Source organism: Agarivorans sp. QJM3NY_30, assembly GCF_050870855.2.
Taxonomy (GTDB): domain Bacteria; phylum Pseudomonadota; class Gammaproteobacteria; order Enterobacterales; family Celerinatantimonadaceae; genus Agarivorans.
Map to the genome: position 1 here is coordinate 1749427 of NZ_CP194038.2, position 26388 is coordinate 1775814.

Sequence of the window (26388 nt, forward strand, 5' to 3'; positions counted from 1 at the left end):
CTTCGCTTGTATGATTAAAATAGTGAAGCAAAAAATAGTTTGATGTAGTCAACTAGGCGTTTAAACAGACCGCCCTGTTCTACGTCTTGCAATACCACTAAGGGGTATTCGGCGACATCTTTACCATCGACTTGGAAAAATACTGACCCAACTTTTTGCCCTTTTGTTAAGGGTGCTTTGAGTTCTTCTTTTAGTTCAAAACTTGCTTGTAGTTTGCTCGCCTGACCCCGTGGTAGCGTTAATGCTATATTTTGGTCAACCCCCAAAGAAACACTGTCTTGGTCTGCCATCCATACGGTTTGTTCTACAAAACTATCACCCGCTTGGTAAGGTTTGACCGTTTCGAAGAAGCGGAATCCCCAATTGAGTAACTTTTTACTTTCGGCGGCTCTGGCTTTTGCTGAATTAGTTCCCATTACAACCGAGACTAAGCGCATGCCGTTATTGGTTGCTGAAGAGACTAAGCTATAGCCTGCGTGCGAAGTATGGCCAGTTTTCATACCATCAACGTTAATACTCTTGTCCCAGAGGAGGGTATTGCGGTTATGTTGGGTAATGCCGTTGTAGGTAAAAGATTTTTCTTTATAAATTGCATACTCATCCGGCGTATCACGGATTACCGCGCTGGCAAGGATCGCAATATCTTTTGCGGTAGAGTATTGCTCGGTGTTATCTAGGCCATGGCTGTTGACGTAGTGAGTATTTACCATACCTAGGTGAGCGGCCCAAGAATTCATCAGGCTGGCGAAAGAGTCTTCACTACCTGCAATATGCTCGGCCATTGCCACACAAGCATCGTTTCCAGATTGGATAATAATGCCTTTATTGAGGTCTGAGACTTTAACTTGTTTGCCGACTTCAATAAACATTTTGGAAGAGTCGGGGAAGTTTTTTGACCAAGCTTTTTCGCTGATGGTTACCATGCCATCCGGATCGAGTTTTCCAGATTTTATTTCTTTACCAATAATGTAACTGGTCATTATTTTCGTGAGGCTCGCTGGGGCGAGGCTTTTTTCCTCATTTTCGGCAGCGAGTACAGTGCCTGAGTCAAAGTCGACTAAATAATAAGCTTTTGCCGCAATGATAGGGGCATTTGGAATGACTTGTGGCGCAGCATCGGCAAGGCTCACATTGCTGACAATCAGAAGCGCGGAAGCGCAGCTAACACGCTGAAATACATTTTTAATCATGTTGGGCTCTTTGGCTTGTTAGTCAATTAACTTGGAAGGACATCACTATAACAAAACTTAAGCCTTGTTGGTAAGTTCCTACGCTAAATCCACTAGTTTGCTTTTAGATGAATAATATAGGCGTCTTTATATTGGCCTTGCTTAATTTGGGCTAAATTTTTCTCGGCGCTGAGGACATCCTGGTAAGGTCCAGCTCTAAGTTTTTGCCAACCATTTTCAGAAATTAATTGTGTGCTTACACCTTGGCCGTCGAGTTGACGTTGATGTTGTTCGATTTGTTGTTTGTTTTTACTGGCCAATAGTTGGATAAAATACAGAGCTTGATGGCTGCTTTGTGGTTCGGGGCTGGTTTTTTGATCATCGAAGCGAAGCAACTTGATTTTTACCTTGGCGGTACCCGCCTTGAGCATGTCTAGTTTGTAGGCTGCTGCGTAGGAGAGATCGATCATTCGCTGTTCATAAAAGGGGCCACGGTCATTGACCCGGACAATTACCGAGCGCTGGTTGCTTAAGTTGGTGACTTCCACGTAGCTTGGTAGAGGAAGATTTTTGTGGGCAGCGGAAAGACTGTACATATCGTAAATTTCACCATTAGAGGTGAGGTGCCCATGAAATTTTTTACCATACCAAGATGCTAGACCGGTGTCTTCATATTGTTCAATATCCTGCCAAACCTGATAGTTTTTCCCACGTACTCGATAGTCTCGATTACCTTGGCGGCTATAAGGCTCAAACCGCGGCACAGGGTTTTCCAAGTGGGCAAGCTCAGGTGCCTTATCTGGGGCCTTATCTTGACTGATCCCATAACGTTGGTCGCTTGGAGATGAGCTACAAGCCGTAAGAAGGCTCAATAGACCAAGGCTTAAGCAAAGCTTAATCATCGTGTGATTAATTCGCATCAAGTTGCGCCTTTGCTTGTTTGAGTTGTTGGCTAAATTGATAGACCGCCATGGCATAGAGGGGACTACGGTTATAACGAGTGATGACATAAAAATTGTGTTCCGCGAGCCAATAGCTATAACCATTAGTTTCTTCTAATTGTAGCAACTTAACCATTTTATCTGCGCTTAAGTCGTCGTCACTAGCAATGCCAGCTTGGGAGAGTTGTTGCCAAGTATGTATTAATTTTAATTCTTCACTTAACCACGGTTTGGCTTGGGCTGCACTCGCTGTCGCGGGATGGACCACGGGTTGGTTAATTTTCCAGTGATGTTGGCTAAAGTAATTAGCGACGCTGCCAATTGCATCGATGGGATTGTTGAGCATGTCGATACGCCCGTCTTGGTCGAAGTCGACCCCATAATACAAGTAGCTTGAGGGAATGAATTGTCCGAATCCCATTGCGCCAGCATAAGAGCCTTTAATCTCATCTAAGCCCCAGCCTTGTTGTTCCGCCAATTTGATAAAATAGCCAAACTCTTTGCTGAAAAATTGGCCTCGTTTGGGGTAATGAAAGCCAAGCGTATACAGCGCATCGAGCACTGAATAAGTACCTTTATGGCGACCGTAATAGGTTTCCACGCCAATGATCGCAACGATGATTTCTGCGGGGACTTGAAACGTTTGCTCTGCTTTAGCTAAACTTTTTTGATGTTGTTGCCAAAATGCTAGGCCAGCATCTAAACGCTCCTTAGTAAGGAACAAATCACGGTATTGGTACCAAGGTTTTGCTTCCCAAGGGCGTCTGATAGCATCGATAACCGCTTGCTGAAATTGGGCTTGTTTAGTGGCTTGTTGTAAATCTTTTAAGGGAATGTTTAATTCCTGACTTAAGCTGGTTAGCCGTTGCTGTTGATTCGCTGCAAAGGCAGAACTGATTCCCAATTGACAAATAATAAGCAGCAAATAACACCAACGCATAATAATCCTTATTGGGCATAAAGCCGTTTATGGGTATGAACAGACATTAGAATGCCAAAACCAGCCATTAGAGTCACGATAGAAGTACCGCCATAGCTGACTAAAGGTAGTGGAACCCCAACAACAGGTAGTAAACCGCTGACCATACCAATATTGACAAATATGTAAACAAAGAAAGTAAGAATAATACTGCCCGCGAGTAAGCGACCAAAAGCGGTTTGCGCTTGGCTTGCGATATATAGTCCCCGGCCGATGACGTAAAAATATAGGCAAAGTAATAACATTACGCCAATAAAGCCAAATTCTTCGGCGTATACGGCAAAAATAAAGTCGGTGTGTCGCTCGGGTAAAAAATCTAACTGGGATTGGGTGCCTTGCAGCCAGCCTTTGCCAGAGAAACCTCCGGAGCCGATGGCAATCTTGGATTGGATGATATGATAACCAGCCCCTAAAGGGTCACTTTCGGGGTTGAGTAGGGTTAATACCCGTTGGCGTTGATAATCATGCATTAAGAAAAACCACAATAGTGGTATAAAGGCGGCAATTATACCAGCGGCTGCGATGACTAGACGCCAACTCATGCCTGCTAAAAACAGAGCGAATACGCCAGATGTCGCCACCAATAGCGAGGTGCCCAAATCTGGTTGTTTAGCAATTAATAAGGTGGGGGCTACCGCGAGCGCAGTTCCGATAAATAAGTGTTTTAAACTCGGCGGTAGAGAGTGTTGACTAATGTAGCGTGCCACCATCAATGGTACTGCCAATTTCATGATTTCTGAAGGTTGAAAGCGAACCACACCTAAATCGAGCCAGCGTTGCGCTCCTTTACCAACATCACCAACCAGCAATACCGCCAGTAGCATGAGTAGGCCACTGAAGTAAAATAAGGGGGTCCAACGCATATAAACATCGGGGGGAATTTGTGCCAACACAAACATCACCACCGCAGCTACTGCGAGGCGAATTAATTGGCGATTCAGCATGGCAACACTTTGGCCACTGGCACTGTATAGGACACATAGCCCTAAGCCTATGAGGGCGAGTAAACCGAGTAATAGTGGCCAATCTAAATGAAGCCGCCACCAAAGTGAGTTGTTTTGCTGTTGGCTAAAGCTCCCCATTATTGAACACTACCTTTTGTTTCAAAATAACTATCAAACATACTACGAGCGAGCGGTGCGGCATTACTACTGCCGCCACCGGCATTTTCGATGACCACAACGGTGACAACTTGGGGATCATCAAAAGGTGCAAAGGCGACAAACATGGCATTGTCGCGATGTTTTTCTTTAAGCTTATCCGCATCATATTCTTGGTCTTCGGCGATATTCACCACCTGTGCGGTTCCTGATTTCCCTGCCGCTTTATAGGCTGTGCCTTTGAATGCTCGGCGCCCAGTACCGTTACTTTTGTTAATTACACCATACATACCATCGAGTGCTATTTGCCAATTCTTTTGGTTTTTCAAGTCGATTGGCGGTTTAATTTGTGGCGGAAGGCCAATATGCGAGTGGCTGTCTCCAACACTTTTTAAGATCCTCGGAGAGATGATCTTGCCGCGATTGACTAAAATATTTGTTGCTTGCACGAGTTGTAAGGGGGTTGTGGTCCAGTAACCTTGGCCAATCCCTACCGAGATAGTATCGCCTTGCCACCAAGGTTGGCGATAGCGGGCTCGCTTCCATTCCCGACTCGGCATATTGCCTCGACTTTCCTCGTGGATATCGATGCCAGTATATTCACCAAAACCAAACTTACTCATATAGTTATGAATTTGGTCGATGCCTGTTTCGTAGGCTAGCATGTAGAAGTAGGTGTCAACACTTTGTTCGATAGCTTTGTATACATCGACCCAACCATGGCCCCAGCGCTTCCAGTCGCGGAAGCGACGTTTGGTATTCGGAATTTGAAACCAACCTGGATCCCAAATTCGTTGTTGTTCAGTAATCGTGCCTAATTCCAATCCCATCACCGCTAGCTCCGGTTTGACGGTGGATGCAGGAGGGTAAACCCCTTTGGTTGCGCGGTTAATCAGGGGGCGGTCAGTTGAATTGAGTAATTTGTTGTAGTTCTTGCTGCTAATTCCGTTGACAAATAAATTGGGATCGTAGCTTGGGCTAGAAATCATCGCCAGTACCCCACTGGTTTTTGTATCAAGTAAGATGATGGAGCCACGGCGTCCATCTAACAGGCTTTGAGCTCTTAATTGAAGACGAATATCGACATTGAGGTAGAGATCTTTGCCCGGTACCGGGGGGACAATCTTCATGGTGCGAATAATTCGTCCCCGGTTATTGACTTCGACTTCTTGATAGCCAACGTTTCCATGTAAGATTTCTTCATAATAACGTTCAATGCCCTGTTTACCGATGGTGCGAGTTGCATCATATTCGGCAAGTTTATTTTCTTTTTCTAAACGCTGTAAGTCTTTGACATTGATGCGTGCTACATAACCGAGCAGATGAGTCAGGCTATCGCCATAGGGATAATATCGAGTTAGGCTCGCTTCGATACTCGCGCCTGGAAATTTATGTTGTTGGGCACTAAACATCGCCACTTGTTGCTCGCTTAGCTGTGATTTTAGTACCACCGGCTTAAAGCGACGAGTATGTTGTTTAGTTTGGTAAAAACGTTCAACGTCAGTTTCGCTTAAGTTTAGCAACTGGCTGAGCTGCTGGATTAGTGTCTCGAGATCGTTCGCCTTCTCAGGAATAATTTCTATGCTGAAGTTGGGCCGATTTTCTGCCAGTAGAACCCCGTTTCGGTCATAAATTAAACCTCGGGGTGGGGCGAGCGGCAGAACCTTAATTCGATTATCATCCGAGCGGGTGGTATAGGTTTCATGCTGTTCAAATTGCAGATAGTAAAGGTTTGCTAAAAGCACACAAATGAGCAGAAAAATACCAACAATCGAGACCAAACTACGACGAATAAATAATCGTGATTCAGCCGAGTGATCTCGCATTGCGACGCGTTGTCTTGGCATATCTTAGTAACTATTCCCGATGGTAAGGATGGTTGGCGGTAATGCTCCAAGCGCGATAGAGCGTTTCAGCAACGATCACTCTTACCATAGGATGAGGCAACGTCAGCGCCGATAGAGACCAACGTTGTTCAGCGATATCGATGCAACTGGGCGCTAAGCCTTCGGGGCCACCAATTAATAGGCTGACATCTCTGCCATCCATTTTCCAGAGTTCCAATTGCTGTGCTAACTGAGGGGTCGTCCAAGGCTTACCCGTTACTTCCAGAGTCACCACGCGGTTGCCTTTGGGGATCACCGCAAGGGTGGCTTCCCCTTCTTTGTCGAGGATGCGTTTAATATCGGCATTTTTGCCGCGCTTTCCAGCATTGACTTCGACTAGCTCTAGCGGCATATCTTTAGGAAAGCGACGAGCATACTCTTGATAAGCGGTTTCTACCCAACTGGGCATTTTGGTGCCGACCGCCACTAGTTGGATCTTCATCCAGCTTTAGACTCTGCGTGGTTTGGTGCCCACAGTTTTTCTAGTTGATAAAAGTCTCGAGCGCTGTCTTGCATTATATGTAATACCACATCGCCTAAATCAACTAATACCCATTCAGATTCTGCCACACCTTCTAAGCCGATAACCTCAAATTCTGCGCGTCTAGATTCGGCAATCACATTATCAGCAATGGATTTCACATGACGTTTAGAATTACCACTACAGATGATCATCGTATCGGTCACACTGGAAAATTGGCTTACGTCTAGACTTTGAATATCTCGACCTTTCATATCTTCGATTTTATCGATCACAAAATCGATTAGCTTTTTGTTTTGCAACAAATCAACCCCAAATTTGAACTAAAAAGTGAGTATACCACGCTCGGTCAAGCTAGGTTAAGCGCCATAGAGCTTATGTTGCACAATATAATGAGCGACGGCGGGAGAAAGTTTCGTTTTAAGTTGCGCTAAGCTAGCCCCTTTAGAAAGCATCTGACGAATTTGGGTCGATGAAATTGCCATGGGTTCTAATTCACAAAAATAGACCTTACCTGCACGTTGTTGTGTAGGTTGTTGATTGAGTTGTTGTAGCTGCTGGCAGTGCTTAGGGGCTAACCACTGGGCCAGCGCTTCAGAAATGTTGAGGGGGTAGCCGGGGCGTGCGATGACCAGTAGATGAGCATGATCGCATAAATTTTGCCAATGATGCCAGCGATCGAGTTGATTAAATGAGTCTAGCCCCATGACAAAACCAATCGCGTTAGTGGGATATTCGGTGGCCAATTGCTGTAAGGTTTCGTTGGTATAAGAATGGCCGCCTCGATCAACTTCCCGCCAGTCTATATGTAACTTCGGGTGATTGATTAAGGCTAGCTCTAGCAGCTGCTTGCGTTGGGCTGCAGAGGCATGTTGGCGAGCTTTTAATGGTGATAAGGCATTTGGGAGTAGGGTTAAATCTAAAGCCTTGGTTTGCGTGAGTAGTTGCTCGGCACTGCGTAAATGGCCAAGGTGGATCGGATCAAAGGATCCGCCAAAAAATAATTTAAGCGGGCTCATGTTGTACTGACGCGAGTTCGAAAACTAAACGTTCTAATTGATGCCAAGCTTGCTCTCCAGCAAATTGTTTAATCGCTTGGTCGATGGCTGCAATTTGTAGCCTAGCTCGATTGATTTGCTGCGCGTTGTAACGTTTAGCAGCCTGACTGATTAAGCCTTGGCGCTTGTTCCATACCCCATGTTGTTTAAATAAACTTGAATGGTGGTTGCTTGGCTGTTGTTGCAATAGTGCTAAGAGTTTAAATTCTTTATCCAGCGCCCAGTTTATTAAGGTGGGTTCTTCGCCTTCTAGACGGAGCTGTTTGATGATCAGTAAACCGCGCTGAAACTCCCCAGCAAGTAAGGCATCTACTAGTTGAAAACTTGAAAAGTGATTGGCATGTGACAAGCCTGATTCAATCTCTTTTAAGCTGGGAAGTTGTGGCCCCCAACGCAGTGCGATATTAGAAACTGCTTGATTCAGAGCCAGTAAATTACCCTCGTAGTAATGCAACAAGAGGGCGATTAACTCATGATTTGGGCTTAAATGATGTTGTTGAAGGCGCTGCCGGATCCAAGCCTGTAATTGGCCCCCTTCCGGTGTATAAACCATCACCACTAAACCGTGTTTTTCCAGCTGTTGGTACCAAGCCTGTTTTTCACTGGTTTTGCTGAGTTTAGGCAGGCTGAGTAATAATCGCGTTTCTGGATTGACCAATTTGAGCACTTGCTCAAGTTGAGTTTGTGTGGATTTATCAGGAGCTTTATCGAGTTGCAGCTCTATCAGCCGATACTGACTAAACAGTGATAATTCAGACATTGCATCAACAATGCTGGGCCACTCAAAGTCGGTGTCTTGGGTGAATTTTATCCGTTCTTCTGCTAGCCCGTGTTGCTGTAGCTGCTGACGAATATAGTCGATGGCTTCGATTTTAATCAGTGGTTCTTCGCCCGCGACTAAGAAACAGTGAGTGCTCGCGATATCTTGCTGCACAAGCCGATCGGCGAAGATCCGCATGCTACCAGCTTACCGTCGCTAATTGACGCATGATTTGGTCGGCGGCCATTCCCCGTAACTCGGTGTATAGGAGCTCGCGCTCTCGTTGCTTGGCTAAAGCGGCTAAGGGGTTATCTTGGAAGTCTCGGTGTAATTGTACCGTTAGTGGGTAGTTGCCAACATCGGCAATCTGGAGGTAGCCAGCAACACGGTAACTCAGCTCATATTCGGCGACTTGTCCATTGGCAAATAATGACAAGGTTCGCTTATTTATTTCTTCACCACCAATATGAAGAGTGGGAATATCCTCTTGAGGGGAATCAATCACCTGAACATTGTTTTGTGCTAACTGACGTTTTAGCTCACGGATTAGGGGGCTAAATTCATCACTAGAAGACAAATAAACTTGGGTGAGTTTTTCATCGAGTAAATAGCTACCACGAGGGGCAAAGCCACAAGCGCTGAGTATACTTAGACTCAGGATTAGCAATCCATAGCGCAGGTTTTTAAGATTCATACTTGCTCGTATTTAAAATGGCGGAATCTGCTAACAGACTCCGCCTAAGGTTTAGTTGGCAACAATGTTGAGTAATTTACCAGCAACGTAAATTACTTTACGTACAGTTTTTCCATCAACAAATTTGCTTACATTTTCATCGCTCATGGCTAAGGCCTGAACGGTGTCTTGATTCGCGTCAGCGGCTACGGTGAGTTTAGCTCGTAGCTTGCCATTGACTTGAATGACGATGAGTTTACTATCTTCAACCATGGCGTCTTCGTCGGCAATAGGCCAATCCGCAGTATCAATCTCGCCCTGATTTCCCAAAAGTGTCCAAAGTTGGTCACAAATATGAGGGGTGATAGGCGATAGCATTAATACCACGGCGTTGATTGCTTCGCGGGTTACCGCACGAGTATTTGCATCAGACTGGTCAGCTTTCGTCAGTTTGTTCATCAATTCCATAATTGCAGCAATCGCTGTATTAAAGGTTTGACGACGGCCAACATCATCACTTACTTTGGCAATGGTTTTGTGTACTTCACGGCGTAGATCTTTTTGCTGGGTACTGAGGCTTGCCAGATTGACTGCGCCCGCTGTGCCTGCGTTAATATGTTCAAAGCTGAACTTCCAAATTCGACGCAAAAAGCGTAGCGAGCCTTCTACAGCACTATCTTGCCATTCAAGTGTTTGCTCTGCCGGAGCCGCAAACATCATGAACAAACGAACCGTATCAGCCCCGTATTTGTCTACCATCACTTGCGGGTCAATACCGTTATTTTTCGATTTCGACATCTTGCTCATACCAGCGTAAACCAAGACTTTTCCAGTGGCTGTTTTGGCGCTAGTAATTCGGCCTTTTTCGTCTTTTTCGGTAATTGCATCGACAGGCGAAACCCATACTTTGCCGCCTTTTTCGTCTTCATAGTAGAAGGCATCGGCAAGTACCATTCCTTGAGTTAATAAGCGTTTGAAAGGTTCGTCTGACTCGACTAAACCAGCATCGCGTAATAATTTGTGGAAGAAACGAGCATATAATAAGTGCAAGATGGCATGTTCGATCCCGCCGATATATTGATCGACTGGTAGCCAGTAGTTGGCTTGCTCGGGGTCGAGCATCACATCCTGATTATTGGCGCTACAGTAACGAGCGTAATACCAGCTGGATTCCATAAAGGTATCGAAGGTGTCGGTTTCATGGAAGGCTACTTGCCCTTCAAACTCAGTTTTTGCCCACTCCGGGTCGGCTTTGATTGGCGAGGTGACGCCATTCATCACTACGTCTTCTGGTAGCACAACTGGTAGTTGGTCTTCTGGGACGGGAACCACATCACCATTGGCAAGGTTAAGCATTGGAATGGGGGTACCCCAATAGCGCTGTCGGCTAACGCCCCAGTCTCGTAGGCGAAAGTTAACCTGTTTGCTCCCTTTGCCAATCGATTCAAGTTTGGCGGCTACCGCATCAAAAGCGGCCTTAAATTCTAAGCCGTCAAATTCACCAGAGTTGAACACCTCGCCTTTTTCGGTAAAGGCTTGCTCTGATAGGTCTAGTGCTGCATCGCTTGGTTTAATTACACCAACAATTTCTAAGCCGTAGGCTTGAGCAAATTCATAGTCTCGTTGGTCGTGGGCGGGAACCGCCATGACAGCTCCAGAGCCGTAACCCATTAATACAAAGTTAGCCACCCAAATTGGCACCAGCTTGCCAGTTAGCGGATGAACGGCATTTAGCCCGGTGGCCATGCCTTTCTTCTCCATCGTCGCCATATCGGCTTCGGCTACTTTGTTGTTTTTACATTCATCTATGAAAGTGGCTAAGTCTGGGTTGGTTTTTGCAGCTTCTAGGGCGAGTGGGTGCTGTGCTGCGATACCCACATAAGTGACCCCCATGACGGTGTCAGGGCGGGTCGTGTAAATTGAGAATTGTTGGTCGCTATTTTCTAAACCAAACTGCATTTCGACGCCTTCGGAGCGGCCGATCCAGTTTCGTTGCATGGTTTTAACTTGTTCTGGCCAGTCATCTAGCTGGTCTAAGTCATCTAATAGCTCTTGCGCATAAGCGGTGATCTTAATAAACCACTGCGGAATATCTTTTTGCTCAACTAAAGCTCCAGAGCGCCAGCCGCGACCGTCGATCACTTGTTCATTGGCGAGTACGGTTTGATCGACCGGGTCCCAATTCACGGTGGCCATTTTTTTGTAAACTAAACCTTTCTCATAAAGCTTGGTGAAAAACCACTGCTCCCAACGATAGTAATCTGGCTTACAAGTTGCCAGCTCGCGGTCCCAGTCGTAACCGAAGCCTAGCTGTTTTAGCTGAGTTTTCATGTACTCAATGTTTTCGTAAGTCCATTTAGCTGGTGCGGTATTGTTGTTAATCGCAGCGTTTTCGGCAGGTAAACCAAAAGCATCCCAACCCATTGGTTGCATCACATTTTTACCCTGCATGCGCTGGTAGCGTGATACGACATCACCAATGGTGTAGTTGCGCACGTGGCCCATGTGTAAACGACCACTTGGGTAGGGGAACATCGACAGACAATAAAATTTTTCTTTCCCTGGCTGTTCAACGACTTTAAACGTTTGTGCTTGCTCCCAGTGCTGTTGCACTTTGGTTTCAATTTCACGTGGATTGTATTGCTCTTGCATCTGTGGATTCTTCCAGAATGAACCAAAATTTGGACATGGTAGCATATGCTACCGTACTCGATCCGCATAGGATACCGAGTCCGCTTGCTGACAACAATAGCTAGGCCCTGTTTATCTTTGTGTTGAGGTTTGTTGTGCTTGGTTTTTTATCACAAATGAGTAGGGATTTTCTCGGAGATAAACGAAAGTCAGTTTTTGATAAAGCGCCATGGCATGCTGTCTACAGTCGATTGGTATTCCAGAATAAACTGTGTTTAGCGCACATTCATAGGTAAGCAAACAGGCTATGCTTAACTAAGAAGCTAATCTTAAGGAGTGGGTGGGTATGCCAAAACGAATTAAAGCCTATCAGGCCTTTGTTAAAGATTTAGAACAGCGTATTCAGCAAAGTGGCGAAGTGAGTCGTGAGGAGTTATCTAAACTCATTGATGCCACTCAAGAGTATTTGCATGCAGCGAGTGACTTAAGTAAGGATGAATGGCAGCTGATTGCTAACTACGTGCGACGAGACTTGAGTGACTGGCGGGATGACTATCGTCGCGCCTATGAGGAAAGTCCGTCGATGGAGATGCTTAAACAGAGTATTTGGTATTGGTTAGCCAAATTAAGTGACCCGAGCCAAGTGGAATGGCATGAGTTGCTTGGTGATCTGCAACATCAAGGTATTTACCAGCGTGGAGAGTTGATTGGTTTGGGGGTTCTTGAATGTGCTCAATGTGGTGAGCACACCGCCCTATGGCACCCCACCATTATCGATGCTTGTCCGAAATGCCAAGGGGAGCGTTTCTATCGCCACCCCATGAGCCATGTGGAGGATTAAGCTTTGACTGAGCGGCGTTTTAGCCAGTAGGGCAGAGCCGTGGCAAAACCGAATAGGATGAGCAAGGCGATTGGCCATAAACCCAAGCGTTGATAGGGCGTCGCGCCAGTAGCTGGCGTGACCGCACCGCTGAGAGTCAGCTGTTGATATTCTGGCGCTCGTTGTTGGATCTTGCCAAAGCGATTAATAATTGCAGTGACCCCGGTATTCGTTGACCGTAGCACTGGACGGCCAAATTCGAGAGCGCGCATGCGAGCAATTTCTAAATGCTGCTGAGGTCCAATGGAATGGCCAAACCAAGCGTCGTTACTCACTGTTACAATGGCATCCGTTGTATCGGTTAATTGTGGCCTGAGTAGCTCACCAAAGGCGATCTCATAACAAATGGCTGCAAGCCAGTGATGTCCTTTTACCTGTAAATTATTTTGGTTTTCTTCACCGCGGGCGAATGAAGACATTGGCAAATTAAAATATGGCGCGAGAGGTCTTAACAAATCCTCGAAGGGAACAAACTCGCCGATCGGTAATAAGTGATTCTTATAATAACGATTAGGGTTTTCGTAGTAGTAACTGGCGCTGGCAGCAACTTGCTCGGTTTGCTGCCCTAGGGTGATTAGCGCGTTGTAGTAGCGATTGCTTTGTAGGTCATGAGCGATGACGCCAGTGATCAATGCTTGTTGCCGCTGGAGTAATTGTCCATCTAAGTCATGCAGAAAGTCGATCACTTGATATTCGATGGCTGCAATCGCCGACTCTGGCCAAATAATCACATCGGCTTGTTCTATGTTTAGGGTTTGTTGTTGATACATGCTCAAGCTCTCAGCACGATTCTCGGGTAACCATTTGATGTCTAATGGTACGTCTCCTTGCACTAAAGCGACTTGAATTGGTGTCTGCGCGGTGGTCCAAGCGTGGCCTTGAAATAACCAGCCGACAAGTAGCGGAGTCGCGACTATAACAGCGGCTAGCCAGCGCATTTTTCCTTGAATGGTGATTAGCAGGGCACTCGCAGCAGCCAACAGCAAGACTAACCAAGTGACGCCGTATAAGCCAAATATTGGGGCGATGCTCGCCAATGGAGAGTCGATTTGGCTATAGCCAGGTTGTAACCAAGGAAAACCAGTGAGAACCCAACTTCTTAACCATTCGCTGAGTAGCCAGCAAGCGGGAAACCAAGCCAAGTAAAATACCCAACGGCGTTTTCCTCGCCATTGATTGGCTAAGTAGCAAGCGAGGGCGGGATAAAGCGCTAAATAACAGGTTAATAAGGCCATTAAACTGAGGCTGGCTATCAATGGCATTCCGCCAAATTCGGCCATGCTCACATGGACCCAGTGAACCCCGTAACCAAACCAGCCTAAACCATAACAGAAACCGAGCTTAAAACCGGAACGACTGGGCTTGAGTAGTCCTAATAAAGCCAGTAATGATAGTGGCATGAGTGGCCAATAACCATAGGGAGCAAAGGCAAAAGGGGCGATTAAACCACTGACTAAAGCGGCTAATAGACTTAGCCGCGGGCTTAACAATAAGGGCATATTAGTCTTGTATATTCAATTGATTGGCATTCTCTTCAGGAATGCTGACCTGTAGCTGGACTAAGCGACGGCGGTCTGCGGTGCGAATTTTGAAATGGTAACCTTCTACGGTAATACTTTCACCTCGTCCAGGAAGATGGCCGAAGGCATGGGTCACCAAGCCGCCGATAGTATCTACTTCGTCATCACTAAAATTAGATTTAAAATAATGATTAAAATCTTCGATGTCGGTCAAGGCATTCACTGAGTAGGTTTTGTCATTAATTCGGCGAATGTCATCTTGCAGACTTTCTTCGTTGGCGAATTCATCTTCAATATCGCCTACGATGATTTCTAAAATGTCCTCGATGGTTACAAGGCCAGAGACGCCGCCAAACTCATCCACCACAATGGCCATATGGTAGCGTTTGCTACGGAATTCTTTTAATAACTTATCGATGCGTTTACTTTCTGGTACCACCACCGCGGGGCGAATCACTTGGCTCAGTGGTGTGCTGGCTGCATCTTGACTGAACGCATAGCCGAGTAGGTCTTTGGCGAGCAAAATACCTTCGATATGGTCCTTGTCTTCATTTATCACCGGAAATCGCGAGTGTCGCGCTTCGGTAAGTGTTGGTAAAATTTCAGCGATGGTTTGGCTGATGTCTAACGTGACCATCTGGGAGCGAGGGATCATAATGTCTCTCACTCGTTGACTCGATACATCGAGCACCCCTTCGATCATCTCGCGGGTATTTTGGTCGATCAGCTCGCGTTGATTGGCGTCTTGAATTACTTCTACCAAGTCCTCTTTACTCTTCGGCTCGCCTTGCATGAGTTGAACTATTTTGTCTAGCCAACCTTTTTTAGCTGAGCCGTTGCTCGAGTGAGGGTTGTCGTCGCTCATATACTTGTTTTTACCTAGTTGTTTAATAGGGGTCGCTAATACCCAGTTTGGTGAGCACGGCAACTTCTAAAGCTTCCATTTCTATTGCGTCTTGCTCATCAATATGATCATAACCTAGCAGATGAAGGCAACCATGTACAACCATGTGTGCCCAATGGTCGAAAACAGCTTTACCCTGCTGTTGGGCTTCGTATTCAACCACTTGTCGACATATTACTAAATCACCCAATAAAGGCAATTGTATTCCGGGAGGAGCCTGAAAGGGGAAGGATAATACGTTGGTGGGTTTATCCTTATTTCGGTATTGGTGATTGAGCGCCTGACTTTCTGCTTCATCGACGATGCGAATGGTTAATTCGATATCTTGCGCTTGTTCAACTAGGGTCGCATTTAGCCAAGCTTCAAAAGCGCTTACGGTAGGCAAGTTTTGTTTATCACCTGTGGCGATCTGTAAATCAACCATCGCCATTTTATTGCTCACTCGTTTGATTGAGCTGCTGAGTGGCACGGCGTTGCTGTTGTTTTTCAGTTGCAATACGGTCTCGTTCATCTTGTTGCTCGTAGGCTTCGACGATCGCGGCGACAATTGGATGGCGCACCACATCTGCGGCTTGGAAGAAGTTAAAACTTAAAGCTTCCACTTCGCTCAGTACTTCGATGGCATGCCGCAAGCCAGATTTTTGATGGCGAGGTAAGTCGACTTGAGTAATATCTCCGGTGATCACCGCGCGCGAGTTAAAGCCAATTCGAGTCAAAAACATTTTCATCTGCTCTACAGTTGTATTTTGACTTTCGTCTAAAATAACGTAGGCATCATTCAGGGTTCGGCCACGCATGTAAGCTAGTGGTGCGACTTCAATCACATTGCGCTCGATGAGTCGTTCAACCTTTTCAAAACCAAGCATTTCAAATAGTGCGTCATAAAGTGGACGTAAATATGGGTCAACCTTTTGGCTTAAATCGCCGGGTAAGAAACCCAATTTTTCACCTGCCTCAACGGCTGGGCGGGTGAGCAAAATTCGTCTCACTTCCTGACGTTCTAAGGCATCCACCGCACATGCTACCGCGAGGTAAGTTTTACCCGTACCAGCAGGGCCAATACCAAAAGTGACATCGTGACCAAGCATGTTGCTAATATAAGTGGCTTGATTTGGGGTGCGTGGTTTGATGACGCCCCGTTTGGTCTTAATGTTTAACTGCTTGCCGTAGTGAGGGCTCCCTTCTTCGTCTTGCTCCAGGGCTTGGCTCTCTTGAATAGCGAGGTGCACTTTTTCGGGACTTAACTCCGGTATATCTCCACCTTTAAGAGGTGCCGTCTCTACGTAAAGAGTGCGCAAAATACTCGCCGTAATTAGACAGATGCCATGACGACCGGTAATTTGAAATTGATTATTCCGATAGCTGATTTCAACCCCTAAGCGTTTTTCTAACTGTTTGAGGTTGTCATCGAGAGGGCCACATAATTGAGCGAGACGAGGGCTGGAAGCGGGCTCCAGATAAATTTCAATGGAATTGATTTTATTACTCAAATTGTTTTATGGGCAGGTTTTAAGAAACCTGCCGCTACTCCTTAAGGGGTTAGCATAGACTGCAACTAAGGGGTAAAGCTTGCCACGCCTAGGTGGTTTGCTTGCCCATCGGTTTTGTCGATAATAGTGGCAGGAGCGACGTCATTTCGCAACTGCATTTGTTGCTCAGTTCGGAGTAATTCACCACGTAAAGAATGAGCAAATACGTCGACGATCTTCACATCAACAAATTGACCAACCAGTTGGTGACCGCCTTCGAAGTTGACCACCCGGTTGTTTTCGGTACGTCCACGTAATTCCATTGGGTTTTTCTTCGAGGGACCTTCTACTAAAATCCGCTGTTCGCTATCCAGCATTCGACGACTCACCTGCATGGCTTGCTGGTTGATCCGTTCTTGCAAGATATACAGACGTTGTTTCTTCTCGGCTTCGCTCACATCGTCTGGTAGATCTGCCGCTGGTGTTCCTGGACGGGCGCTGTAGACAAAGCTATAGCTCATGTCGAAGTTAACCTGCTCGATTAGTTTCATGGTATTGGCAAAGTCTTCGGTAGATTCACCTGGGTAGCCAACAATGAAGTCGGAGCTGATTTCGATATCAGGGCGAGCCTTACGTAGTTTGCGAATAATCGATTTATATTCGATTGCAGTATGGCCACGCTTCATCAAGTTGAGGATCCGATCGGCGCCGCTTTGTACCGGTAAGTGTAAGAAGCTGACTAATTCAGGCGTATCAGCATACACTTCGATAATATCGTCAGTAAACTCAATTGGATGACTGGTGGTAAAACGAATACGGTCAATGCCATTAATGCTGGCGACGTAACGTAGCAATTCGGCGAAACTACAGATACTGCCGTCGTGCTGGAGACCACGGAAAGCATTTACATTTTGTCCCAGCAAGTTGACTTCGCGAACGCCCTGTTCTGCCAGTGAGGCGATCTCATAGAGTACATCATCTAAGGGGCGGCTGACTTCTTCGCCACGGGTATAAGGTACTACACAGAAGGTACAATACTTACTACAGCCTTCCATAATGGATACAAAGGCAGTAGCGCCTTCGGCACGAGGTTCAGGCAACCGATCAAATTTTTCAATTTCAGGGAAGCTTACGTCTACTACCGATTTCTCGCCACCTTTCACTTGTTTGATCATTTCAGGCAAGCGATGTAGGGTTTGCGGGCCAAATACAATGTCTACGTAAGGTGCGCGTTCGCGGATAGCTTTGCCTTCTTGTGAGGCCACACAACCACCTACGCCAATCACCAAATTAGGATTTTTTTGTTTCAGGGTTTTCCAACGGCCAAGCTGGTGGAATACTTTCTCTTGAGCTTTCTCTCGAATAGAACAAGTATTCAATAGCAGTACATCGGCTTCATTGGCTTCTTCAGTTAGCTGAAAACCATGGGTAGCATCTAGTAGGTCGGCCATTTTAGAGGAGTCATACTCGTTCATTTGGCAGCCCCAAGTTTTGATATGCAGCTTATTTCCCATCGTTTTACTCATTATTACATCGTTGAAAAAGGACGCATATTTTACTGGTTTATATTGGTTCTGACCAGCGTCAATTGTATGCTTTCGTGGCCGGAGAGGTAAAAAACGTCTAGCAGTGCTGAGTATTGATATCGAATTGAATTATTGTCGGCAAGATTAGCTTCAACTCTAGGCTTCGGGTTAAACTTGCTGCAAACGATTTGGCTAATGTGGTTCGAGTGGAAAAATTTGATGTAGTGGTTGTGGGTGGCGGCATGATCGGTGCTGCCAGTGCTCAAGGTTTTGCCTTGCAAGGTTTGCGCGTATTAATGATTGAGTCTTATGTACCGGAGGCTTACCAACCCAGTCAAGCACTCGATTTGCGGGTGAGTGCGATTAGTCACGCCAGTGTACAATTGTTAAAGAAATTACAAGCTTGGTCTGCCATTTGCGCGATGCGTGTATGTCCCTATCAGCAGCTACAAGTCTGGGAAGATCCTCTGGATAAATTAATTTTTGATTCTGCCCAGCTTAATTTGTCTGAGTTAGGTTTTATGGTTGAAAATCGAATTATTCAATTGGGACTTTGGCAGGCGAATCAACTCTCCGGTGTGGTTTGTCGAATAGCCAAGCAAAGCCGATTAGTGAGTAATACTAGTGAAGGTGTAGTGCTGTCGGTTGATGATTCTGAGATCACCGCCAAACTGATGGTGGTGGCTGATGGTGCAAACTCCAGTATGCGTCAACAATTGGGCTTAGGCATCACTGCTTGGGACTATCGCCACGACTGTTTTGCGATTAACGTTAAACTTGATGCACCGCAGCAAACGGCTACTTGGCAACAATTTTTCCCTAGCGGTCCTCGAGCTTTTCTACCACTAGCCAATCAGCACGCTGCACTCATTTGGTATGATGCCAAAGATACTGTGCGTGGATTAAAGCAACTCAACAAATTACAGCTTAAAAAACGCATTGAAGCAGAATTCCCGAGACTTCCAGGAGCGATTGAGATCTTAGATAGTGGCTGTTTTGCATTGACTCGCCGGCATGTGAATCGTTATCTGAAACAGAGTGCGGTGGTGATTGGTGATGCTGCACACACCATTAACCCCTTGGCTGGGCAGGGCGTGAATCTTGGCTACCGTGATGTGAAGTGCTTGCTTGCACAAATTGAGCATTATGGTTTAGCTAATAAAGGCAAGGCCTTGCGCAGCTTCAATGTGCGGCGTCGTCCTGATAACTTGATGATGCAAACGGGGATGGATTTATTTTATTTGCTGTTTTCGAATTCCCTAACACCCGTTCAGCGGTTACGCCAACTGGCGATCAAAGGTGCGCAGGGGAGTGGTCCCATCAAAGATTGGGCCTTGAAGTATGCACTGGGTGATATATAACCAGACAATAGAAATGTTAAACAAGTGAAAGCCTGCTCGATGCAGGTTTTTTTATTCGCTGTGAATTGACCAAAGAAAAAGGCCTGCTAAAAAGCAGGCCTTTTAAGGTGGCAGGGATAGCTGGATTTGAACCAACGAATGGCGGCATCAAAAGCCGCTGCCTTACCGCTTGGCGATATCCCTACAAAACTCTTTAAATTGTCTTCTTCACTAAAGAAGAATGGTGCGGAAGGAGAGACTTGAACTCTCACACCTTGCGATACTAGAACCTAAATCTAGCGCGTCTACCAATTCCGCCACTTCCGCAAATTGTTTTACATCAGACTCTTGATAGTGAGAATGATGGTGGCTATGGCGGGACTTGAACCTGCGACCCCAGCATTATGAGTGCTGTGCTCTAACCAGCTGAGCTACATAGCCATCTATAATGTTGCTAAGCAACACTACAAATTTATCGGCAGGGAAAGCAAACGCTAGTCTACGACATAGTACTTACTGCCTTACCTGGGTAAATTACCCTAATCAGTTACTGCATTCTCAAGTGATAAACTTGAGGACAATAAAAGTGGCAGGGATAGCTGGATTTGAACCAACGAATGGCGGCATCAAAAGCCGCTGCCTTACCGCTTGGCGATATCCCTGCAGAAACTTACACTCGAAACAATGTTTCGATAATCTTCACCCTAAAGTGTAGACCAACAACCAAGAATCTTAGTTCTTGTTGTTTAACTCAAGTATAAATACTCAAGCTTTAAAAGGTGGCAGGGATAGCTGGATTTGAACCAACGAATGGCGGCATCAAAAGCCGCTGCCTTACCGCTTGGCGATATCCCTACAAATTGTATCTTTCTCAAGAAAGATGGTGCGGAAGGAGAGACTTGAACTCTCACACCTTGCGATACTAGAACCTAAATCTAGCGCGTCTACCAATTCCGCCACTCCCGCAAATTGTTTTACATCAGACTCTTGGTAGTGAGAACGATGGTGGCTATGGCGGGACTTGAACCTGCGACCCCAGCATTATGAGTGCTGTGCTCTAACCAGCTGAGCTACATAGCCTTGTGAACGACGCTTTGCGTTGTTAACGGCGCGTATTATGCGTATCTGTCCTAGGAGCGTCAACCGTTTTTTTTCCAAAAAACTGCAAAAAAGTCTGTTTGAACAGTTTGTGTACGCGATGAGGCTTGTTTGTACAACTTGACTGTTTGCTTTGTGGCCAATTAGTCCTTTTAGCCTGTATGTGCGCTAATTTTGAACACGGTATTATTTCAAATTTTTATGACTTGTGATGGTGTCTTGGCATGAATGCGAAGTGCATGTTTGAACTCATCAATGGTCTCTGCGTTCTGAATGGGGTGATTGGTTTAAGCGTGCGCAATGAGTGTAAATAGCTTACGGCTTAATACTAATCTGATTCATTATATAAGCAACTTATTGCGCTGCATAAATCTGTCGATAACGAGGTATAAAGTGCCGTAACTCGTGGCTCTAATTACAAGATACATCAATCAGTTAGCGCGGATTTAGGCCAGCAACAATCAACCAATAATGAGTGAGGTTGGTATAAGGCATCGAAGGCTTGTCTATGGAGCTAAATAATAACCTTAGGTCGCTAAGCCTAGAAAATATCATTGATTGAGGTAAAAAGTAGGTGCTATGTCCATGGGTAAGTAAGGTGAATGAGTACATTAAACAATAAAAAAGCCAACCTAAGGTTGGCTTTTTGTGAAGTTCTAAGGTTTAAACGTTAAATAAGAAGTGAATCACATCACCATCTTTAACCACGTAAGTTTTCCCTTCTTGACGCCATTTACCAGCTACCTTTGCGCCAGATTCACCCTTGTATTCGATGTAGTCGTCATAACCAACCACTTCCGCGCGAATATAACCTTTTTCAAAGTCGGTATGAATCTTACCTGCTGCCTGGGGCCCTGTAGCGCCAACAGGCACGGTCCAAGCTCGCACTTCTTTCACGCCTGCGGTGAAATAGGTCTGCAAGTCGAGCAACTCGTAACCTGCTCTAATCACTCGGTTGAGTCCGGGCTCTTCCAAGCCCATTTCGTCCATAAACTCGGCTTTTTCTTCTGCGTCTAGTTCGGCGATTTCGCTTTCTATTTCCGCACAAACAGCCACTACGGCAGCATTTTCGTTCGCGGCGATCTCTTTTACTTTATCTAAGTAAGGATTATTCTCGAAACCATCATCGTTCACGTTGGCAATGTACATGGTTGGTTTCGCGGTTAAGAAGTTCATGTAAGCGATGGCTGCTTTTTCTTCTTTGCTTAAGTCTAAGCTACGTAGCATTAAGTCAGCTTCGAGGTGGGCTTGTACTTTTACCAATACCTCTAACTCAAATTTGGCCTCTTTGTCGCCACCTTTGGCTTTTTTAGCAACCCGGATTTGAGCTTTTTCACAGGTATCTAAATCAGACAAGGCTAGCTCGGTGTTAATTGTGTCGATGTCTTCTGCGGGGTCAACTTTACCTGACACGTGCACGATGTTGTCATTTTCAAAGCAACGAACCACATGTCCAATGGCATCCGTTTCACGGATGTTTGCTAAAAATTTGTTACCTAAACCTTCTCCCTTAGATGCACCCGCAACCAAACCTGCAATGTCTACAAATTCCATGGTGGTGGGTAATATGCGTTGTGGGTTTACAATTTCAGCCAATGCATTTAGGCGCTCGTCAGGTACCGGCACTACGCCGGTATTTGGCTCAATAGTACAAAATGGAAAATTTGCAGCTTCAATGCCGGCTTGAGTCAAAGCGTTAAAAAGGGTTGATTTACCCACATTTGGTAAACCAACGATGCCACATTTAAATCCCATAATATTACCTATTGTCTAGGGGCTTAGCCCGCTTTGTAACTATGTAATCGATTCATTGCTTTGCTTAAACCATCTTTAAGCAAAATATCGGTACTGCGCACCGCTTCATCAATTGCATCATCAATCTGTTGTTGGTCGCTTTTAGGAGCTTTTCCTAAAACGTAGCCTGAAACGCGGTCTTTATGACCCGGGTGTCCAATTCCTATCCGTAAACGATAAAAATCCTTGTTATTGCCAAATTTACTGATGATATCGCGCAGACCGTTATGTCCGCCATGTCCGCCACCTTTTTTAAAGCGAGCGACACCAGGGGGTAAATCAAGCTCATCGTGAGCAACCATGATTTGCTCAAGCTCGATACGATAAAATTTAGCTAAGGATGCAACGGCTTTACCGCTGAGATTCATAAACGTTGTGGGGATCAATAAACGGAGTTCTTGGTCTGCCAACTGAATACGGCCGGTCAATCCGAAGTGTTTACTGTCTGGTTTTAATTGGATGTGATGATTGTTGGCTAGTTGAGAGACTAACCATGCACCAGCGTTATGGCGGGTCGCGGCATATTCGGGGCCTGGATTACCCAGGCCCACGAGTAAACGAATTTCGTTTATCACTATTCTTCAGTAGCTGCTTCTTCAGAATCAGCAGCGTCTTCAGAGATACCTTTAGGCATTGTGATAGAAACTACTGCTTGGTCGTGGTTTTCACCTTTACCAAGAACAACAGAAACGACGCCTTCCGGAAGAGCGATTTCTGAAACATGAATAGAAGCGCCTAACTCTAGGTTCGCGATGTCTACTTCAATGTATTCAGGTAGATCTTTAGCCAAACAGCTTACTTCGATCTCAGTTGATAGGTGGTGTACTTTACCGCCATTTTTCACTGCTTCTGCTGAATCTTCGTTTAAGAAGTGCAGTGGTACTGATTTAGTAATGGTGTGGCTATTATCAACACGTTGGAAGTCGATGTGTTGAATACGTGGTTTGTAAGCATGACGCTGCATGTCTTTTACTAGCACATCTACGGCAGTGCCAGCAACGTTTACAGTAATGATGCTTGAGTAAAAAGCTTCCGCTTCTTGAGCTTTCATTACGTGGCGCTGCTCAAGCGTAATTGAAACAGGCTCTTGGCCTGCACCGTATACGATAGCTGGAACTTTATCTGCGTGACGTAGGCGGCGGCTCGCACCTTTCCCCAAGTCAGTACGCAGTTCAGCGTCAAGTTTGATATTAGACATTGTGTTTCTCCAAATAAATAAATGAGGCTAAGGTTTCGCGACCAAACCCTAACCAGTACCTCATTGAATGAGTGAACGAATGCATAATACGTCATTACTTCAATTCAAAAGGCGCAGCATTCTACCATTGAGCTTTTTGAAAGCCAATAAAAAAGCACGGTAAATCTGTTACAGTATCCATTGAATTAAGTTTGTGAGTCTGCTCTAGGCGGCGTAAGGCGTTCAAAACACCTAATTTTTAAACTAAGTTTGTGAGAGTGTTGAAGAACATCCAAAGTTCTAAAAACTAGTATTTAATTAAAGTTGTGACTGATAAGCTCAAAATGACGCTTGTACACTTGATTAGTTCTACGCCTTAGGTCTCAAAGTGATATTCAGCTAATACGTATTTGTACAAAACGAGTTTGGCTGCTTGTATGAAATCTGTCCTTCTGCTTTTTAGTATCCCAAAAGGCAGAATAGCATTACTTTTCAGTGGTGCTATCAATGAAAGCTTTAGGACAACGTTCATGGCATACTCAAAAATCAATTGCGATAACTTGCACGCCAATGCAGATAAAGTGTATGCGGTAACCTTTTAGTTAATCTTTTCCATTACAAAGTTAGTTAACAACTGTCCATTAATGTCTACTTTCTGTTTTTTTACGACACAGAAGCCAAAGTGTTCATAAAATGGTCGGGCTGTTTTACTCACCTGTGAGTAGTAACGCTTTATACCTTCCGAGCGCCCTTTAGCAAATAAGCGCTCCATTAATAATCTACCCACGCCGATACCTTGATATTCGGCATGACAGAAAAAATGATCAATATATCCATCCTGTTGCAAGTCTGCGAAACCGACTATTTTCCCATTTAGTTCTGCGACAAAAGGATTCATATCATCCACTCGCTTTTGCCAAACAATCATGTCTAAGTTATCAGGAGCCCAGGCAGTTACCTGTTCTAGAGAATAATCATTGATGTTTATATTTCGGATCGTGTGATACTTCAGTTTCCACGTTTCTGATGCATCTGTTTTTTGGTAATTTCTTATAATAATCATAGTTTTTTTACGGTTCCTTAATTTTCAGAACGTTATTTTACTAACGATTTATCACCATGAATAGCCACATAGTGTTGTGCTTTGGGATGAATATGCGAAATCAAAAAACTCATTGTAGTGGTACGGTTAATTTGGCCACCTAGTTAGAGGTGACACTATGAAAATGAGAGAGAGAGAAAACAAGACACCCAAACTAAAAGCAAAAAGTGTCAAAGAAGACACCCACCCCAACTAAGAACGAGAAAACAAGACACCCAAACTAACGAAACGTTTATTATGGTCTAAACTGTCAATAGTGATTTATTTGGGGGAGTTAACATTATGCCTCGGTCAAGACGCTCGCAAGTGAGCTTATCGGATACACCCTACTATCATTGTGTTTCGCGTTGTGTTCGACGGGCGTTTCTGTGTGGCGAAGACCAACAAACCGGTAAAAGCTATGAGCACCGCCGCCAGTGGGTCGAGGATTATCTGCTCAAATTAGCGTCGGTGTTCGCCATTGATGTTTGTGCTTATGCTGTCATGAGTAATCATACCCACCTCGTGCTACATGTTAATCAGCCGCAAGCAGAAGCTTGGTCAATGGATGAAGCCTTAGAACGTTGGCATAGCTTGCATCAGGGCACCTTACTGACTCAGATGTATCTTAATCTTGAGCTACGTCCGCAGTTAAGTGAGGTGCAACTGCAGGCCATTCGCGCCACCGCCGAAGTCTATCGGGCTCGACTCTTCGATTTAAGCTGGTTTATGCGCCATTTAAACGAACACATTGCGCGAGCCGCCAATCAAGAAGACCAATGTACCGGTCGATTTTGGGAAGGACGCTTTAAATCCCAAGCGCTTTTGGATGAAGCCGCACTCATGGCGTGTATGGCTTACGTAGACCTAAACCCCATCAGAGCCAAGATGGCAAGTACACCAGAGGACTCGGCCCATACCAGCGTACAGCGACGAGCAAAAGCCGCTCAGCTAAAACAAGCCCAGGCAACAAACCTGTTTCCCTTTGTGGGTAACCCAAGAGAGCCGATGCCCCAAGGCTTACCCTTTGAGCTGAAAGACTATCTTGAGTTGGTTGATATGACTGGACGCATGGTAAGAGAGGATAAACGGGGTGACATCGACAGTGGTGAAAGTTCCATCATCCAACGCTTAGGGATAAATGAAGCGCAGTGGCTGACTTTAAGCGGAGAGTTTGAACGGCACTTTTCTGGCGCAGTCGGTAAAGAGCGCTTGCTCAGGCAATATCATCAGCATATGGGGCACAAACGAACGGCCGGTTTAAGTTGCTGCAGACGTTTGCTAAATCGCACTTAAGTGCGAGCTTACTTTCGAACCATTCATTCTCCATCAGCTTTGCTGAGGCGTGTATTTCCTCAGAAATCATCAAGATGAGTGATTAATGATGAATTCAGCCACCAATCAGCATGATTAACGCCAGAGGACTAAATAATTGCAGTGGAATTACTTTCACAAACGGTGTTGCTGTCTCCATGGTTCTTATCATGGATGTCTATGCTCTTTTTAAACGCCTTATATGGTGAGTTAGTATGATGCACCATCGATCTTGCGAACTAGAATATTTGAAAGTACTTTATTTTCAGCCATTCTCATATTGACCGCCAAGATATTTTCGGAGCATTTCTGCGTTGTTACGTAATGCGTCAGGCAGCCACATGAGTTGCAACGATGAAACTCTACTTCTTTGTCTCCCCAACAATAAAAAGCAGTTTTCTCATTCATATTGATTTGAATTTGCTCTGGAGAAAAGTACGCCCAAGCCGCAGCATAACGACGACAAATAGAACAGTTACACTCGCCAACTTCTTTAGGGAGCGAACTTAATGTTAAACTAACATTTCCACAGTGACACTTTAATTCCATTCGATAATTCTCTGTATTCACCTAACACCGCAATCTAGATAATCCCTTGGAAATTCAT

At 45.3% G+C, this 26388-nt stretch carries 24 protein-coding genes and 7 tRNA genes; 3 read left to right on the forward strand and 28 right to left on the reverse strand.

Going from position 1 to position 26388, the window contains the following annotated elements; translation table 11 throughout:
• Nucleotides 1-14 precede the first annotated feature (14 nt).
• The 11 genes from ACRRSX_RS08035 to leuS form a co-directional block, all read right to left on the reverse strand.
• A complete protein-coding gene (locus ACRRSX_RS08035; protein ID WP_432453719.1) occupies nucleotides 15-1190 on the reverse strand; it encodes a serine hydrolase in 1176 nt (391 codons plus the stop codon).
• 92 nt (nucleotides 1191-1282) lie between these two features.
• Nucleotides 1283-2089: a septal ring lytic transglycosylase RlpA family protein gene (locus tag ACRRSX_RS08040; RefSeq protein ID WP_432453718.1), complete on the reverse strand. Its 807-nt coding sequence runs from the start codon at nucleotides 2087-2089 to the stop codon at nucleotides 1283-1285.
• Nucleotides 2079-3050, reverse strand: a complete 972-nt coding sequence (gene mltB / locus ACRRSX_RS08045; protein ID WP_432453717.1) for a lytic murein transglycosylase B — start codon at nucleotides 3048-3050, stop codon at nucleotides 2079-2081. The genes ACRRSX_RS08040 and mltB overlap by 11 nt, the downstream gene beginning before the upstream one ends.
• Nucleotides 3051-3058: 8 nt before the next feature.
• Nucleotides 3059-4171 (reverse strand): rod shape-determining protein RodA, encoded by a 1113-nt coding sequence (rodA, locus tag ACRRSX_RS08050; RefSeq protein WP_432453716.1) that lies wholly within the window; start codon nucleotides 4169-4171, stop codon nucleotides 3059-3061.
• Nucleotides 4171-6036 carry a penicillin-binding protein 2 gene (gene mrdA / locus ACRRSX_RS08055; protein ID WP_432453715.1) on the reverse strand — a complete coding sequence of 622 codons (1866 nt, stop codon included), beginning with the start codon at nucleotides 6034-6036 and terminating at the stop codon, nucleotides 4171-4173. The genes rodA and mrdA overlap by 1 nt, the downstream gene beginning before the upstream one ends.
• A 10-nt stretch (nucleotides 6037-6046) precedes the next feature.
• Nucleotides 6047-6517, reverse strand: a complete 471-nt coding sequence (gene rlmH / locus ACRRSX_RS08060) for a 23S rRNA (pseudouridine(1915)-N(3))-methyltransferase RlmH (protein WP_432453714.1) — start codon at nucleotides 6515-6517, stop codon at nucleotides 6047-6049.
• Nucleotides 6514-6858, reverse strand: a complete 345-nt coding sequence (gene rsfS / locus ACRRSX_RS08065; RefSeq protein WP_432453713.1) for a ribosome silencing factor — start codon at nucleotides 6856-6858, stop codon at nucleotides 6514-6516. The genes rlmH and rsfS overlap by 4 nt, the downstream gene beginning before the upstream one ends.
• Before the next feature lie 57 nt (nucleotides 6859-6915).
• Nucleotides 6916-7575, reverse strand: a complete 660-nt coding sequence (gene nadD, locus ACRRSX_RS08070; protein WP_432453712.1) for a nicotinate-nucleotide adenylyltransferase — start codon at nucleotides 7573-7575, stop codon at nucleotides 6916-6918.
• On the reverse strand, nucleotides 7562-8572 hold the full coding sequence (holA, locus tag ACRRSX_RS08075; RefSeq protein WP_432453711.1) for a DNA polymerase III subunit delta: 1011 nt from the start codon (nucleotides 8570-8572) through the stop codon (nucleotides 7562-7564). The genes nadD and holA overlap by 14 nt, the downstream gene beginning before the upstream one ends.
• Before the next feature lies 1 nt (nucleotide 8573).
• Nucleotides 8574-9068 (reverse strand): LPS assembly lipoprotein LptE, encoded by a 495-nt coding sequence (locus ACRRSX_RS08080; protein ID WP_432453710.1) that lies wholly within the window; start codon nucleotides 9066-9068, stop codon nucleotides 8574-8576.
• 51 nt (nucleotides 9069-9119) lie between these two features.
• Nucleotides 9120-11699, reverse strand: coding sequence for a leucine--tRNA ligase (gene leuS, locus ACRRSX_RS08085; RefSeq protein ID WP_432453709.1), 2580 nt, complete (start codon nucleotides 11697-11699; stop codon nucleotides 9120-9122).
• A 325-nt stretch (nucleotides 11700-12024) separates the two neighbouring features.
• On the opposite strand from leuS, the gene ACRRSX_RS08090 reads away from it, so the two are divergent.
• The gene (locus ACRRSX_RS08090) at nucleotides 12025-12519 is read left to right on the forward strand and encodes a zinc ribbon-containing protein (RefSeq protein ID WP_432453708.1); all 495 of its coding nucleotides are present in this window, start codon (nucleotides 12025-12027) and stop codon (nucleotides 12517-12519) included.
• Here the strand turns inward: ACRRSX_RS08090 and lnt are convergent.
• The 5 genes from lnt to miaB form a co-directional block, all read right to left on the reverse strand.
• Entirely contained in the window at nucleotides 12516-14057 is a 1542-nt protein-coding gene (gene lnt, locus ACRRSX_RS08095) for an apolipoprotein N-acyltransferase (protein WP_432453707.1), read from the reverse strand. The genes ACRRSX_RS08090 and lnt overlap by 4 nt on opposite strands.
• 1 nt (nucleotide 14058) lies before the next feature.
• A complete protein-coding gene (gene corC, locus ACRRSX_RS08100; protein WP_432453706.1) occupies nucleotides 14059-14943 on the reverse strand; it encodes a CNNM family magnesium/cobalt transport protein CorC in 885 nt (294 codons plus the stop codon).
• A 22-nt stretch (nucleotides 14944-14965) separates the two neighbouring features.
• On the reverse strand, nucleotides 14966-15412 hold the full coding sequence (ybeY, locus tag ACRRSX_RS08105; RefSeq protein WP_432453705.1) for an rRNA maturation RNase YbeY: 447 nt from the start codon (nucleotides 15410-15412) through the stop codon (nucleotides 14966-14968).
• Between the two features lies 1 nt (nucleotide 15413).
• A complete protein-coding gene (locus tag ACRRSX_RS08110) occupies nucleotides 15414-16472 on the reverse strand; it encodes a PhoH family protein (protein WP_432453704.1) in 1059 nt (352 codons plus the stop codon).
• 65 nt (nucleotides 16473-16537) lie between these two features.
• Nucleotides 16538-17965 carry a tRNA (N6-isopentenyl adenosine(37)-C2)-methylthiotransferase MiaB gene (gene miaB, locus ACRRSX_RS08115; RefSeq protein WP_432456192.1) on the reverse strand — a complete coding sequence of 476 codons (1428 nt, stop codon included), beginning with the start codon at nucleotides 17963-17965 and terminating at the stop codon, nucleotides 16538-16540.
• A 218-nt stretch (nucleotides 17966-18183) separates the two neighbouring features.
• On the opposite strand from miaB, the gene ACRRSX_RS08120 reads away from it, so the two are divergent.
• Nucleotides 18184-19338 carry an FAD-dependent monooxygenase gene (locus ACRRSX_RS08120; protein ID WP_432453703.1) on the forward strand — a complete coding sequence of 385 codons (1155 nt, stop codon included), beginning with the start codon at nucleotides 18184-18186 and terminating at the stop codon, nucleotides 19336-19338.
• A gap of 108 nt (nucleotides 19339-19446) precedes the next feature.
• Here ACRRSX_RS08120 and ACRRSX_RS08125 read toward each other — a convergent pair.
• The 11 genes from ACRRSX_RS08125 to ACRRSX_RS08175 all read right to left on the reverse strand — a co-directional run bounded on the left by ACRRSX_RS08125 (nucleotide 19447) and on the right by ACRRSX_RS08175 (nucleotide 24449).
• Nucleotides 19447-19521: transfer RNA gene (locus ACRRSX_RS08125), tRNA-Gln, on the reverse strand.
• A gap of 38 nt (nucleotides 19522-19559) precedes the next feature.
• A tRNA-Leu gene (locus tag ACRRSX_RS08130) sits at nucleotides 19560-19644 on the reverse strand.
• Nucleotides 19645-19681: 37 nt separating this feature from the next.
• Nucleotides 19682-19758: transfer RNA gene (locus tag ACRRSX_RS08135), tRNA-Met, on the reverse strand.
• A gap of 146 nt (nucleotides 19759-19904) precedes the next feature.
• Nucleotides 19905-19979 (reverse strand) — tRNA-Gln (locus ACRRSX_RS08140).
• Nucleotides 19980-20097: 118 nt separating this feature from the next.
• Nucleotides 20098-20172, reverse strand: a tRNA-Gln gene (locus ACRRSX_RS08145).
• A 26-nt stretch (nucleotides 20173-20198) separates the two neighbouring features.
• Nucleotides 20199-20283 (reverse strand) — tRNA-Leu (locus ACRRSX_RS08150).
• A 37-nt stretch (nucleotides 20284-20320) separates the two neighbouring features.
• Nucleotides 20321-20397: transfer RNA gene (locus tag ACRRSX_RS08155), tRNA-Met, on the reverse strand.
• Nucleotides 20398-21078: 681 nt separating this feature from the next.
• Complete coding sequence (gene ychF, locus ACRRSX_RS08160) at nucleotides 21079-22170, reverse strand: redox-regulated ATPase YchF (RefSeq protein WP_432453702.1); 1092 nt, start codon at nucleotides 22168-22170, stop codon at nucleotides 21079-21081.
• 23 nt (nucleotides 22171-22193) lie between these two features.
• Nucleotides 22194-22784 carry an aminoacyl-tRNA hydrolase gene (gene pth / locus ACRRSX_RS08165; RefSeq protein ID WP_432453701.1) on the reverse strand — a complete coding sequence of 197 codons (591 nt, stop codon included), beginning with the start codon at nucleotides 22782-22784 and terminating at the stop codon, nucleotides 22194-22196.
• Nucleotides 22784-23407: a 50S ribosomal protein L25/general stress protein Ctc gene (locus ACRRSX_RS08170; RefSeq protein WP_432453700.1), complete on the reverse strand. Its 624-nt coding sequence runs from the start codon at nucleotides 23405-23407 to the stop codon at nucleotides 22784-22786. Before ACRRSX_RS08170 ends, pth begins: the two co-directional genes overlap by 1 nt.
• 577 nt (nucleotides 23408-23984) lie before the next feature.
• Nucleotides 23985-24449 carry a GNAT family N-acetyltransferase gene (locus ACRRSX_RS08175; RefSeq protein WP_432453699.1) on the reverse strand — a complete coding sequence of 155 codons (465 nt, stop codon included), beginning with the start codon at nucleotides 24447-24449 and terminating at the stop codon, nucleotides 23985-23987.
• A 321-nt stretch (nucleotides 24450-24770) separates the two neighbouring features.
• On the opposite strand from ACRRSX_RS08175, the gene ACRRSX_RS08180 reads away from it, so the two are divergent.
• Entirely contained in the window at nucleotides 24771-25763 is a 993-nt protein-coding gene (locus ACRRSX_RS08180) for a transposase (RefSeq protein ID WP_432453698.1), read from the forward strand.
• A gap of 228 nt (nucleotides 25764-25991) precedes the next feature.
• Here the strand turns inward: ACRRSX_RS08180 and ACRRSX_RS08185 are convergent, their stop codons facing one another.
• Nucleotides 25992-26330: a GFA family protein gene (locus ACRRSX_RS08185; protein WP_432453697.1), complete on the reverse strand. Its 339-nt coding sequence runs from the start codon at nucleotides 26328-26330 to the stop codon at nucleotides 25992-25994.
• Nucleotides 26331-26388 lie beyond the last annotated feature (58 nt).

Bases quoted from the DNA above. Each gene is read 5' to 3' on its own strand.
- mltB (WP_432453717.1), bottom strand. From the start codon at position 3,050: ATGCGTTGGTGTTATTTGCTGCTTATTATTTGTCAATTGGGAATCAGT.
- ACRRSX_RS08170 (WP_432453700.1), bottom strand. From the start codon at position 23,407: ATGTCTAATATCAAACTTGACGCTGAACTGCGTACTGACTTGGGGAAA.
- rodA (WP_432453716.1), bottom strand. From the start codon at position 4,171: ATGGGGAGCTTTAGCCAACAGCAAAACAACTCACTTTGGTGGCGGCTT.
- ACRRSX_RS08035 (WP_432453719.1), bottom strand. From the start codon at position 1,190: ATGATTAAAAATGTATTTCAGCGTGTTAGCTGCGCTTCCGCGCTTCTG.
- ACRRSX_RS08090 (WP_432453708.1), top strand. From the start codon at position 12,025: ATGCCAAAACGAATTAAAGCCTATCAGGCCTTTGTTAAAGATTTAGAA.
- corC (WP_432453706.1), bottom strand. From the start codon at position 14,943: ATGAGCGACGACAACCCTCACTCGAGCAACGGCTCAGCTAAAAAAGGT.
- nadD (WP_432453712.1), bottom strand. From the start codon at position 7,575: ATGAGCCCGCTTAAATTATTTTTTGGCGGATCCTTTGATCCGATCCAC.
- lnt (WP_432453707.1), bottom strand. From the start codon at position 14,057: ATGCCCTTATTGTTAAGCCCGCGGCTAAGTCTATTAGCCGCTTTAGTC.
- ACRRSX_RS08040 (WP_432453718.1), bottom strand. From the start codon at position 2,089: ATGCGAATTAATCACACGATGATTAAGCTTTGCTTAAGCCTTGGTCTA.
- ybeY (WP_432453705.1), bottom strand. From the start codon at position 15,412: ATGGCGATGGTTGATTTACAGATCGCCACAGGTGATAAACAAAACTTG.
- ACRRSX_RS08185 (WP_432453697.1), bottom strand. From the start codon at position 26,330: ATGGAATTAAAGTGTCACTGTGGAAATGTTAGTTTAACATTAAGTTCG.
- ACRRSX_RS08175 (WP_432453699.1), bottom strand. From the start codon at position 24,449: ATGATTATTATAAGAAATTACCAAAAAACAGATGCATCAGAAACGTGG.
- ACRRSX_RS08080 (WP_432453710.1), bottom strand. From the start codon at position 9,068: ATGAATCTTAAAAACCTGCGCTATGGATTGCTAATCCTGAGTCTAAGT.
- ychF (WP_432453702.1), bottom strand. From the start codon at position 22,170: ATGGGATTTAAATGTGGCATCGTTGGTTTACCAAATGTGGGTAAATCA.
- leuS (WP_432453709.1), bottom strand. From the start codon at position 11,699: ATGCAAGAGCAATACAATCCACGTGAAATTGAAACCAAAGTGCAACAG.
- miaB (WP_432456192.1), bottom strand. From the start codon at position 17,965: ATGGGAAATAAGCTGCATATCAAAACTTGGGGCTGCCAAATGAACGAG.
- rlmH (WP_432453714.1), bottom strand. From the start codon at position 6,517: ATGAAGATCCAACTAGTGGCGGTCGGCACCAAAATGCCCAGTTGGGTA.
- mrdA (WP_432453715.1), bottom strand. From the start codon at position 6,036: ATGCCAAGACAACGCGTCGCAATGCGAGATCACTCGGCTGAATCACGA.
- holA (WP_432453711.1), bottom strand. From the start codon at position 8,572: ATGCGGATCTTCGCCGATCGGCTTGTGCAGCAAGATATCGCGAGCACT.
- ACRRSX_RS08180 (WP_432453698.1), top strand. From the start codon at position 24,771: ATGCCTCGGTCAAGACGCTCGCAAGTGAGCTTATCGGATACACCCTAC.